Origin of the sequence: Megasphaera geminata F0357 (assembly GCF_000239275.1) — a bacterium.
In the GTDB taxonomy this organism is placed as follows: domain Bacteria; phylum Bacillota; class Negativicutes; order Veillonellales; family Megasphaeraceae; genus Megasphaera; species Megasphaera geminata.
Genome location: NZ_JH417603.1, coordinates 3,249 through 15,309, shown reverse-complemented (window position 1 = coordinate 15,309; position 12,061 = coordinate 3,249). Strand labels below are relative to the sequence as shown.

Below are 12,061 nucleotides of genomic sequence, written 5' to 3'. Positions count from 1 at the left end.
ATGGAAGAAAACAGCAGAACACTTCGACTGGAGGTTATTACGCCGGACGCTTTCGTCTTTAACGATGACGTGGAATTTGTCCTTGTCCGCGCTTTGGACGGGGATCTCGGCGTTATGCCCCATCATGCGCCGCTTATCGCTTCCTTGGGCATTTGGCCGCTCACGTATACGCAGAACGGCGTAAAAAAGAAAATTTCCGTAGCTAAAGGTTTTATGGAAGTCAGTGACAACAAAGTTACTGTCGTCACGCCGGCGGCGGAACTGCCCGAAAGCATTGACGTAAAACGTGCTGAAGCGGCAAAAGCCCGTGCAGAGCGCCGTCTGGAAAGTAAAGACGAAGGCGTCGACTATGATCGCGCCGAACTGGCGCTGAAAAGGGCCCTTCTTCGCCTTGACGTGGTAAAAACCTTTTCCGGACAATAAAAAAAAGAGTCTCTCAGGAAGCGGGATATCTCCAAAAAAGCCGGACATTTGGGGGTACCTCAGAAAGAGAGGCTCTTTTCATATACCCTTTACAGGGAAAAGGACAGAGGGGCCTGTGTAAAGCTAAGATGATCACGCATACAGGTAAAACTGCCGCCGTCCGTGCCATGCCGGCGGCGGTAAGGCCTGCAAAGCGGCATTTATAATTCGGCGCAATGTTTTTGACATGATTGATTACTGTTTGTTATCATAAAATTAATCTGTATAATTATTTTGATGCCGATGTAAAGGAGGGAAAAGCGTGAAGTACGATTTTGATGAAATTATAGACCGCAGGCATACGAATGCCCTTAATACGGACGGTTTCCGCGGGTATATTTTCCATGACTTTGAAGGGAAAAAGACATTTCCCTTTAAAGATGAAGAATTTATCCGGATGTGGATTGCCGATATGGAATTTGCCATGTGCCCCGCCATTATCGATGCCGTTAAAGAACGTTTGGACAAGCGTATTCTCGGCTACAGCCAGGTATTCGAGCAATCCTTCTATGATGCGTACAATGCATGGAACGAAAAGATGTACGGCTGGACGTATCCGCGCCGGGATATATGCTTTTCCCTGGGTATCATTCCCGCCTTATACAAGTTGACGGATTTCTTGCTGACCGATAAGGAGTATGCCGTCGTCAATACGCCGGCGTACGGCTATTTTCGGAACGCCCTGGACTACAACGGGAAAAAGGCTATATATAACAAGCTGTATAAGGATAAAGAGGGCCGGTGGCGGATTGATTTCGAGTCCCTCGAACGGGATGCGGCCGACCCGCAGGCAACGCTTCTCATCTGGTGCAGTCCTCATAACCCGACGGGCCGTATCTGGACGGAAGAAGAACTGAAAAAGGTGGCGGCCATTGTGGAAAAAATAATCTCTGGATTATCAGCGACGAGATCCATTGTGATCTCCTGCGCCAGGGGCGGAAACATATTCCCATGGCTAAGATCATGCCCGGTTATGACAGGCTTATTGTCTGCACGTCCGCCTCGAAATGCTTCAATATGGCCGGTCTGATGTTGGCGGAAATAATTATCCGCAACCGGGATTTGAAAGACCGATGGATTACTTACACCAATTCATATGCCATGAATATCAACCCGCTGGCTATTGCGGCTCACCGGGCCGCGTATGAACACGGGTACGAATGGCTTGACCGGATGAAGACGTACTTGGACGGTAATTTTTCTTTTGTTAAAGAGACATTGGACAGAGACCTTCCGGAGACCCGTTTTGAAATTCCCGAAGCCACCTATCTGGCGTGGGTTGATCTTAATCCGTATATGGGTGATATAGAAGATATTCCCGATTTCTTCGCCAATAAGGCGGGAGTCCTCCTCGAAGGGGGAGACGCGCTCTTTGTCGACAATGCGAAAGGATATGTGCGTCTGAACCTGGCCATGCCCCGTTCCCTTCTTGCGGAAGGGCTGAAGCGTATCGTTGCGGCGGTAAAAAACAGATAGGACCTTTGTAACGGCGTTTCCGGCACCGTAAAAGCGGCAAGGCGATCAGTTTAACGCATTGCGCCGTGTCGGCGGTAAAAACAATAAAAACGTCCGGCCCCGTTTTACCGACGGCTTACCCGATATTTCCGGTTATGACCGTCGGCGGGACCCAGTAAAAAGACATGCCGGCAGGCATGTCTTTTTACTGGGATATAGAAGATACGGCGCGGCGTTTAACATCGGGTAAGTCACTGCCGTCTTATTCTTGTTCGCTGAAAAAGGTTGAGCCTAATACGAGGAATGCACCGAGTGCGCCGACAGGGGTTAAACTTTCACCTAAGAAGAGGACCGAAAGAAGAACGGCGACAATGGGGTCTAAATATGTAAATATTGCGACCGATTGGGCGGGAAGGTCTTTTATGGAACTGAAAAACAGAACGTATGTAATTCCGGTATGAACGATACCTATAAACAGAAGTACAGCCAGTGAAAACGGAGTAATGTATATCGGTGTGCCGTATTCCGTTAAAACCGTATAAGGCAGCAAAGCCAGGCAGGCAATAAAAAGCTGGATAATCGTGCGGTCATATGACGCGACAGATTTGATTTTTTGGTTGCAAAGAATTACGGCGGCATAGAAGCAGGCCGCCAGCAAGCCGAAGAAAATACCCGATATATCGGCAGCGGCGGAAAAGCCCGTGCGGTATATTCCGGAAATACAAATCATTCCGAGCAATGCCCCGAAGACACCGCAAACCTTGCGGGGCGTCAGCCGTTCACCGAGTGTGAAGGGTGATGCCAGAATAACGATGACGGGAGCCATGTAGTAACAAATAACGGCTATGGCTATACTCGTATGCTTAAACGCTTCAAAAAGAAAAATCCAGTTAAACCCTAAAAAAGCCCCGGACACGGTCAGCAGTTTCAGATTTGCTTTGAGGGCCGTTCTTGAAAGAGAAATCTTTCTTACCCGTATGAACACGAGTAAAAAGAGACAGCCCACGGCGGCCCGTATGAGGGCGATTACGGAGGAAGGGATTTCTCCGATATAACGGATAAACAGCCCCAGCGTTCCGAAAAGAATCATGGCAGTGAGCAGCATAAGTTTCGCTTTTTTTTGATTTGCCGGATTTTCGATCATTATGGAAGATTCCTTCTTTCAGGGTTAATACAATAGAATGTCGCCGGAACAGTGAGAGCTGCGGCAAGTTAAATAAAAGCGGTCCCGCATATATGTGGATATGTAAGTAATATACCCTCTATCAGTATATAACGCAAGCGGGAGGACTGTAAAACCAACCCTGCACACGCTCCGGTAAAAGTGTATGCGGCTTTAGATATTGCCTGATACGGGACCGTTACCGGAAAACGGTATTCTTGCGGCAGAGTATGATCGGCATTGCCTGGCGGAAGCGGAAGTATGGCTTTAAATTTCTGTATACCCGTTACAGGCGGGCATGACCGAAGCAGCGGCGGGAGCGGTGTACGGAGGTCGTTTTCCTATCGGTGCGGCCGTATTTTCTTACCGAGAACAGTAAGGGAAGGAATTTCGCGTGTTGCCGCATCTAATTTTGAGAGTTGTTGTCTGTGCTGGTGAATATACGCCGTATATGGTATTATAAAATGTAAAACCGAACTTTATGTTGTAATAAACGGAGTGTATATAGAAATGGATTTGCTGACCAATAAACAGTATTGTCTCATTACATACGGATGTCAAATGAATTCGTCCGATTCGGAGCGTTATGCCGGACAGCTTGAAGAGCTCGGCTATACGATGACGGAGGATGCGGAACTGGCCGATGTTATTTTGATGAATACATGCTGTGTCCGTGAAACGGCGGAAGACAAGGTTCTCGGCAAAATCGGCGAGTTCAAGCACCTGAAAGCACGCAATAACGATCTGATCATCGCCGTTACCGGGTGTATGGCTCAAGAGTGGCAGGAACGCCTCTTCAAACGGGCCCCTCATCTTGATCTCGTAATCGGCACACATAATATTCATAAACTTATCGACCTCATTAAGGAACGGGAGGAAAAACGGGGACACGCCCTGGCAACGGATATGGACGGCAATGTTTTTTATGACATTCCTACCAGACGGTTTCAGAAATTTTTTGCCTGGGTGCCTATTATGAACGGATGCAATAAATTCTGCACCTACTGCATTGTCCCGTATGTGCGGGGCAGAGAAGTGAGCAGGCCTCTTGAAGAGATTGTTGAAGAAGTAAGAAATCTTGCCGATGAGGGGTATAAAGAAATTACGCTTCTCGGACAGAACGTCAATTCTTACGGCCTTGATTTTAAAGACGGCACGGATTTTTCGGCACTCCTGTATGCCGTTGAAGAGATTGACGGCATCGAACGGGTACGGTACATGACGAGCCATCCTAAGGACATGACCTTTGCCATGGTCGACGCCATAGCTCAGTGCAGTAAGGTAGTAACCCATCTCCATTTACCCGTTCAAAGCGGCTCGACAGAACTGCTGAAGAAGATGAACCGCGGCTATTCGGCCGAACATTATCTGGAATTAATTGAGTATGTCCGTGAAAAAATACCCGATGTTGCCCTGACGACGGATCTCATCGTGGGGTTTCCCGGTGAAACGGAAGACATGTTTCAAGACACGCTGAAGCTTTTGAAAAAAGTACGGTATGACATGGCTTATACATTTATCTATTCACCGCGGACAGGAACGCCGGCGGCAACAATGGGCAATCAGGTTCCGCAGGAAGTGAAAAGCGATCGCTTGAGGCGGCTGATGGCCGTGCAAAATGAGATCAGCCTCGCCTGCAACAAAGAAATGGAAGGCCGTGATTATGAGGTTATTGTCGAAGGGCCGACGAAGAACGATGAGAATCATTGGTTTGGCAGAACAAGCGGCAATAAAATGATTATCTGGGAAAATGACGGTGCCCTCGCTGTCGGCGATACGGTACCCGTGCATGTCGATAAGGGACAGACATGGGTCCTGAAAGGGCATACCCTGAAGCAGGAGGCACACATTGGCTGAACAGACGAAATTGACCCCTATGATGCAACAGTACTTGGAGGTCAAGGAGCAATGTAAAGATAAGTTGTTGTTTTTCCGTCTCGGGGATTTTTATGAAATGTTCTTTGATGACGCCTTGACGGCTTCCCGCGAGCTGGATCTGACGCTGACCGGCAGGGCCGGCGGCAATAAAGAACGGGTCCCTATGTGCGGAGTGCCGTTCCATTCGGCGGAAACGTATATAGAACGGCTTGTCCACAAAGGCTATAAGGTCGCCATTTGTGAGCAGATGGAAGACCCGAAAGCGGCGAAGGGGATCGTGAAACGCGAGATTATCCGTGTTGTCACGCCCGGCACGGTTACGCTGGAACATGCCGTATCGTCGAAGAAGAATAATTATATCGCCTGCGTTACGGAAGAGGCCGGCACGGTGCAGACCGTCCTGGCGGATGTCACCACCGGCGAGACCATGTGGCTGACCTGCCCGGCAGAGGAATTTGAAGATAAAGTTTTTGACGTGTTTGCCGTGTATGAACCGACGGAACTGGTATATGCTCATGTAGATGCACATATTGCGGCTTTAGAGCAGTTTATTGCGAGCAGACTCAAGCGGTGCGCCCTGACGCCGTATAAAGCGGATGACACGGTTGCGTATGAACGCGTCGGCGCCGCTTACTACGGGGCCGAGGCTATGGCCGAAGCCGCGGGGGCGGCCCGTGCCGTCGGCATTCTGCTGACCTATGTCAGAGAAGTACTGAAAGCCGATGTATCACATATTTCGGTATTGCATCCTCTTACCTGTAAAAAACAGATGCTCATCGACGCTTCGAGCCTGCGTCATTTGGAAATTACGCAGAACGTGCGTGACGGCAGACGGAAGGGAACGCTCCTCGAGGTACTGGACAAGACGGAAACCGCTATGGGCGGAAGGCTTCTGCGCAAATGGCTGGAAGCACCGCTGTTGCGGCTCGTTGATATAGCCGCCCGTCAGGACGGCGTCGAAGACCTGCTTAATCATGAGATTATGCGTCAGGATCTGGGTGACACACTGCGCAGCATCTATGATTTCGAACGTATTTTAACGCGTATCGGCACAGGCACGGCCGGCCCCGGGGATTTAGTGGCGCTGCGCGAATCGCTGCGTGTTCTCCCCGCATTGAAGAACGTGCTGGGGCAGAGCGCGGCAGGTCTTTTAACGTCGTTGCATGAGCGTGTATCCCTTCATGAGGACGTGTATGATTTAATCGACAGCGCCATAAAAGATGAGCCGGCGGCGGTCCTGCGCAACGGCGGAGTTATCCGCAGCGGCTACTCGCAAGAGCTTGATGAAATTCGCAGTATTTCTGAAAACAGTCATGCCTTCTTGAGGGAATTGGAAGAAAAAGAAAAGGAAAGTACGGGCATTAAGCTGAAAATCGGCTATACGAAGGTCTTCGGCTATTATTTTGAAATCAGCCACGCCAATACCAAGCCCGTGCCGCCGTATTATGTGCGCAAGCAGACCCTTGTCAATGCGGAACGGTACATTACGCCCGAATTGAAGGATTTTGAAATTAAGGTATTGACGGCACAGGAACGGCTTCTTGCGCTGGAACATAAACTTTTCGGCGAAGTGCGTGAGCGCATACAGGCCCATATCGGCGTCATGCAGGTAACGGCCAGAGCCGTGGCGGAAATAGATTGCCTTTACAGCCTGGCCTGCGCGGCGCATAATAACCGCTATGTGGCCGTCGCCCTTAACAGGGATGACATTATCCGCATTGATGACGGCAGGCATCCCATTATTGAACAGTATTCGCGGGATGAAGTATTTGTCCCCAACGACGTGACGTTAAATCACAAAGATCATGAAGTCCTCGTGATAACGGGTCCGAATATGGCCGGCAAGTCGACATTTATGCGTCAGGTTGCCGTACTCGTCTTGATGACGCAGATAGGGTCGTTCATTCCGGCTAAAAGCGCCTCCGTCTGCCCGGTGGACCGTATCTTTACGCGCATCGGCGCAAGCGACGATATTTTAGCGGGCCAGAGCACATTTATGACGGAAATGAAGGAAGTTTCATATATACTGCGGCATGCGACGGCACGGAGCCTTTTGATTCTCGATGAGATAGGCCGTACAGGCACGAGTACCTTCGACGGCATGTCCATCGCCAAGGCGGTTATTGAGTATTGCCTGAAAAACATCCATGCGTTTACACTCTTTGCAACGCATTATCATGAGCTTGTAGCCATGGCGGACGAGTCGGCGTCATGCTCAAAAATTATACAGTTGCCGTGAAAGAAAGAGGCAAGACTATCAAGTTTTTGCGCCGTATTATTCCGGGCGGCGCCGATCGCAGCTACGGCCTGCATGTCGCCCGCCTGGCCGGTCTGCCCGAAGGGCTTTTGAAGCGGGCGGAGGTCATTCTTGCCGACCTGGAAAGCTCCGGCGGCGCCGTGCCTGTACGGCCCGAACCTTCAAAAGCCGTCGCGGCTGACGGGAGCGACAGCCTTTTTGCCGACCCCGTTACGGAGAAGTTGTTACATGTCGACATTATGAGCATGACGCCGATCGAAGCCATATCGTTTTTACATACGTTGCAAAAAGAAGCGGAAGAGGGGAGTGGTATTACGTGAGCTCAATCATCCATGTGCTGGACGAAGCGACGGCCAACAAGATAGCCGCCGGTGAAGTCGTAGAACGTCCCGCGTCGGTTATAAAAGAAATGGTGGAAAATGCATTGGATGCGGGGGCGACGGCGATAGAAACCGAGATAGCCGACGGCGGCCGGACGTATATGCGCGTCAGCGATAACGGCAGCGGTATGAGCCGGGAAGATGCGAAAAAATGTATTATCCGTCACGGCACCAGCAAGATCAGTACGATTGAAGATATATTTTCCATGAGCTCTCTCGGCTTCCGCGGTGAGGCCGTACCGAGTATCGCGGCAGTTTCCCGTTTGACGATTACCACGCGCACGGAAGATGATGAATTCGCTTTCCGGCTCACCTTAGCCGGCGGGACGGTGACGGGAGAAGAACAGACCGGCGCCGCCGTCGGTACGACTATGGAAGTGAGTGATCTTTTTTTCAATACGCCGGCCCGTAAAAAATTCATGAAAAGTGAACGGACGGAAAGTTCGAAAATCAGTGACATTTTGACAAAGCTTGCCCTGACCCGGCCGGACGTTTCTTTTACGTTTATTAATAACGGCCGTACGTCCGGCCATACGGGCGGCAACGGCAGCGCTCTTGACGCGGTCGCCGCCGTATACGGCGCGTCCGTGGCAAAAGAAGTTTTTCCCGTTACATACGCTGCCGACGATATTACTCTGGACGGTTTCATCGGCAAGCCGTCGCTGTTAAAGAGCAGCCGCGCCTGGCAGACATGTATTGTCAATAACCGCGTTATTCATAATGCCGTCGTGTTCAAGGCGATAGAAAATGCGTACCACGCCATGCTGCCCAAAACGGGTTATCCTTTCGCCATCCTGTATCTCCATATCGATCCGGCGGCTATTGATGTAAATGTTCACCCTGCAAAGACGGAAATCAAGTTTGCCGATGAACAGCGAGTATACCGTGCCGTGTACCACAGCATTATTACGGCGCTTATGGGGCAGGAAAAGCCGGAACAGGTCGCTACGCCGGCAAATCTTTCGCCGCGGCAGGTTTTAAAGGCGGAACTTGCGGCAGCGCCGACGGAATTCGCTTTTTCCGGGCAAAACACGCCCGCGGATATCGTCCGGGAGACCGGGCCGATGCCTGCCGGAGATAAAGCCGCGTTACAGCACGGGTATATTCCTTTAAAAAAGGATGCCGCCGCACCGTATCGCCCTGCGGCGCATGTCCGGCTTTATGCGGCGGGCAACACGCTCAGCGATGTCCTTGAAGGACGCCGGGAAATGCCTGTGCCGGCAGAAAAAGAAGAAAGTATTGCTTTTGAAGGAGATGCGGAACTTTTTGTGCCCTTGGGCGTTGTTGCGGACTGCTATATTCTTGCCAAAAAAGGGGAAGATCTGTATATTGTTGACCAACATGCCGCCCACGAACGGGTGCGGTATGATAAATTTTGCAGGCGGGCCGGCGCAATGCCGAGTCAACAGCTGCTGACAGCCGAGTTCGTTGAGGTGGACGCCCATGATATGGAGCTTTTTGCGGAACGGGCCGATGTTTTTACCGATCTCGGCTATACGTATTCCGAAGCGGGTCCCGCCACACTGCGCATAGAGGCCGTACCCGCCGATTTACCGACATCGTGTATAGCCGACTCCCTTCAGGAGATCTGCCGTATCCTTCATGAAAGCCCGACGACGGACAAGGCCGTGTTACGGCATCGTTCGCTGGCTTATTTATCTTGCCGCGGCGCGGTTAAAGCCGGCGACAGATTGACTGTAAGAGAGATGAAAGAGCTGCTGGAAGCCCTGTTCCATACGGAAACGCCTTATGTCTGCCCTCACGGCCGGCCTGTCATCGTACGCTTTACGCCGGCTGAATTGGCTAAACTCTTTAAGCGGACCTGAGAAAATGAAAGACCGGGTATATGTAACGACGTCTTTGAAGGCGTCCGAAGAGCTGCGTCGGGAAGCGGCCGTCTGGGCGGCCGCCGCAGGGGCCGTATATGTTTCCCGCGGCGGCAGAAGCGTGACGGAACTGCAGAACGCGTATAAACATATTCTGATTTATACGGACAGAGGTCCTGAAATTCACAGCGAAGCCGGTATCCACCGCTTTCATCTGAGCATGGCGGAGCTGCGTATTCAACACATACGGGAAGGTGATGCGGATCATTTTCTTGAGGCCGTCGGCGCACGGGAAAGCATATCTTTTCTTGATTGCACGTGCGGCTTCGGTGCCGATGCGGCCGTCGCGTCTTTTTGGCTCGACGGGGCGTCCCGGATCGATGCCGTGGAAGCGTCTCCGTTATTGGGCCGGGTGACAGCCTGGGGCTTCTCACGTTTCCGGCATGAACGGGACGACGTCAATGCGGCGCTGCGCCGTATCCGTCTGCATCTAGGTACGTATGAAGACTTTTTGCGGCGCTGCGCCGAAAAATCGTATGATGTCATTTATTTTGATCCCATGTTTTCCCGTCCTGTTGTTGAAAGCTGCAGCTTTACGCCTGTACGTGCCGTCATGGAACACGGCTCATTGACTTACGGCATACTGGAGCGGGCTCTGTCCGTTGCCCGCCGGCGCGTCGTCATAAAGGGGCGCGATCTGCACGGAATTCGCCGCGTATATCCGCAGATGAAACAGTACGGCGGCAAATACAGCCGTATTGCGTATGCTGTTTTGGAGTGTGACCGATAAATATGAATAATGTAATAGCTGTCGTCGGACCCACGGCGGTGGGAAAGACGTCTCTCAGCTTTTCACTGGCCGCATACTTTGAGACGGAACTGATTTCATGTGACGCCTATCAAATTTATAAAGGCATGAATATCGGCACGGCCAAGCCGACAGCACGGCAGCTTGCCGCTTACACGCATCATCTCATCGACATAGCGGAGCCGGGCGAAGCGTATTCGGCTGCAGCCTTTCGGGCCATGGCGGCTGAAAAGATCGAACAATTACAGAGCCGGCACAAGCTTCCGATTCTCGTCGGCGGTACGGGACTTTACATCCAGTCCTTGCTAGAAGGGTACGCTTTTGCGGCGAAACGAGTATCCCCGACGGAAAGAGCGCATGCCGAAACGCTCGTTAAGACACTATCTGCAGCTGAATTGCAGGCGTATATCGTTCGAAATACGGGGTGGGAACCGCCCGACTGGCATGAATTTCTTGCCAATACGCACCGCCTTATTCGCATGGTCGCGGCAATTGAGGCCGGTGAAGGCAGGACGGCGGCGGTTCCGGTAAAAAAGCGTTCTCCCGTCTATGACGCGTATGTTATCGGCCTTACATTACCGCGTCACGTCATGTATGAACGCATTGAAAGACGTATTGATTCCATGCTGGAACAGGGCTGGGTTGATGAGGTGCGGCGGCTTCTCCGGCAGGGCGTACGCAGAGACTGCCAGGCTATGAAAGCTATCGGTTATGAGGAACTGGCGGCGTATCTGTCCGGGGAAACGGCGCTGGCTGCCGCCGTGGATTCCATCAAGACACGCACCAGGCGCTTTGCAAAACGGCAGTTGACATGGTACAGGAGAATGCCGTACATTCATTGGTATGAAAAAAATACATTTTCTACGGAAGCCGCCTTGGCTTCCCGTGTTATTTCGGATATAGAGTCTTATTATAAATCTCCCGCGACGGAAAGGTGTGCATGCAGTGTCAATTAATATGGAAGAACTGAAAGCGGAAGCCTTGCGTGAATGTGCGGCGCAATTCGCCCGCATCGACGCCGTCAGTCTTAAAAATACGGAAAAGGTATTAGCGGCTTACAAAGAAGCCCGCGTATCCGCCTTTCATTTTGCCGGTACGTCCGGTTACGGGTACAATGATCCGGGCAGGGAGAAGTTGGATGAAGTGTTTGCCCGCGTTTTTAAAGCGGAAAAGGCCGTTGTCCGGCCGCATTTCGTTTCCGGGACGCATGCCCTGGCAACCGTTCTCTGTGCGCTTCTTGAAACAGGGGATATGCTGGTTTCCCTTGTCGGGGCGCCTTACGATACGATGCAGGGCGTTATCGGGTACGCCCGCGACAGCCGTAACTCATTGAAAAAAAAGGGCGTCCTTTACCGGGAAGTGCCCCTGCGGGACAACACCTATGATTTACAGGCTATTCGTAAAATTGTACTGAAAGAACGTCCCAAGATGGTGCTTTTGCAGCGTTCACGCGGCTACAGCACGCGCCCGTCCCTGCGGATAGAAGATATTCGTGAAATCCTGGCAGTCGTTAAAGAGGTCAGTCCGGAAACAATTTGTTTTGTTGATAATTGCTACGGTGAATTTGCCGCCGGGGAAGAACCGATTGAAGCGGGTGCACATATCATTGCCGGCTCCCTCATTAAAAATCCGGGCGGCGGGATTGCCCCGACAGGCGGCTATATAGCGGGGCGGGCCGATCTGGTAGAAAAAGCCGCCGATTATCTGACAGCCCCGGGATTAGGTGATGAGCTCGGTTCGTATGCCTCGGGGTACAGGCTTTTTTTCCAGGGCTTTTTTATGGCCCCTCATGTTACGGCACAAGCCATTAAGGGCGCCGTTTTTGCCGCCGCC

At 51.6% G+C, this 12,061-nt stretch carries 7 protein-coding genes and 2 pseudogenes; 8 read left to right on the top strand and 1 reads right to left on the bottom strand.

Annotation, left to right across the window (positions count from 1 at the left end):
- Complete coding sequence (locus HMPREF0080_RS06065) at positions 1-423, top strand: F0F1 ATP synthase subunit epsilon (protein ID WP_006790450.1); 423 nt, start codon at positions 1-3, stop codon at positions 421-423.
- A gap of 436 nt (positions 424-859) precedes the next feature.
- Positions 860-1,938 (top strand): annotated as a pseudogene (locus HMPREF0080_RS11710) (MalY/PatB family protein).
- Between the two features lie 241 nt (positions 1,939-2,179).
- Here HMPREF0080_RS11710 and HMPREF0080_RS06055 read toward each other — a convergent pair.
- Positions 2,180-3,061 carry a DMT family transporter gene (locus HMPREF0080_RS06055; protein WP_006790446.1) on the bottom strand — a complete coding sequence of 294 codons (882 nt, stop codon included), beginning with the start codon at positions 3,059-3,061 and terminating at the stop codon, positions 2,180-2,182.
- A gap of 528 nt (positions 3,062-3,589) precedes the next feature.
- Here HMPREF0080_RS06055 and miaB point away from each other — a divergent pair.
- The 6 genes and pseudogenes from miaB to HMPREF0080_RS06025 all read left to right on the top strand — a co-directional run.
- A complete protein-coding gene (gene miaB, locus HMPREF0080_RS06050; protein WP_006790444.1) occupies positions 3,590-4,936 on the top strand; it encodes a tRNA (N6-isopentenyl adenosine(37)-C2)-methylthiotransferase MiaB in 1,347 nt (448 codons plus the stop codon).
- Between the two features lie 19 nt (positions 4,937-4,955).
- Positions 4,956-7,534, top strand: a pseudogene (mutS, locus tag HMPREF0080_RS06045) (DNA mismatch repair protein MutS).
- On the top strand, positions 7,531-9,420 hold the full coding sequence (gene mutL / locus HMPREF0080_RS06040) for a DNA mismatch repair endonuclease MutL (RefSeq protein ID WP_006790441.1): 1,890 nt from the start codon (positions 7,531-7,533) through the stop codon (positions 9,418-9,420). Before mutS ends, mutL begins: the two are co-directional and overlap by 4 nt.
- Before the next feature lie 4 nt (positions 9,421-9,424).
- Entirely contained in the window at positions 9,425-10,210 is a 786-nt protein-coding gene (locus tag HMPREF0080_RS06035; RefSeq protein ID WP_006790440.1) for a class I SAM-dependent methyltransferase, read from the top strand.
- Positions 10,211-10,212: 2 nt separating this feature from the next.
- Positions 10,213-11,184: a tRNA (adenosine(37)-N6)-dimethylallyltransferase MiaA gene (gene miaA, locus HMPREF0080_RS06030; protein WP_006790439.1), complete on the top strand. Its 972-nt coding sequence runs from the start codon at positions 10,213-10,215 to the stop codon at positions 11,182-11,184.
- A partial coding sequence (locus HMPREF0080_RS06025; RefSeq protein WP_245527245.1) for a methionine gamma-lyase family protein occupies positions 11,180-12,061 on the top strand: 882 nt, incomplete at its 3' end. The genes miaA and HMPREF0080_RS06025, both read left to right, overlap by 5 nt.

What these genes read in the sequence shown, in the direction of transcription:
- HMPREF0080_RS06065 (WP_006790450.1), top strand. Translation starts at nt 1, where the DNA reads ATGGAAGAAAACAGCAGAACACTTCGACTGGAGGTTATTACGCCGGAC.
- HMPREF0080_RS06035 (WP_006790440.1), top strand. Translation starts at nt 9,425, where the DNA reads ATGAAAGACCGGGTATATGTAACGACGTCTTTGAAGGCGTCCGAAGAG.
- miaA (WP_006790439.1), top strand. Translation starts at nt 10,213, where the DNA reads ATGAATAATGTAATAGCTGTCGTCGGACCCACGGCGGTGGGAAAGACG.
- miaB (WP_006790444.1), top strand. Translation starts at nt 3,590, where the DNA reads ATGGATTTGCTGACCAATAAACAGTATTGTCTCATTACATACGGATGT.
- HMPREF0080_RS06055 (WP_006790446.1), bottom strand. Translation starts at nt 3,061, where the DNA reads ATGATCGAAAATCCGGCAAATCAAAAAAAAGCGAAACTTATGCTGCTC.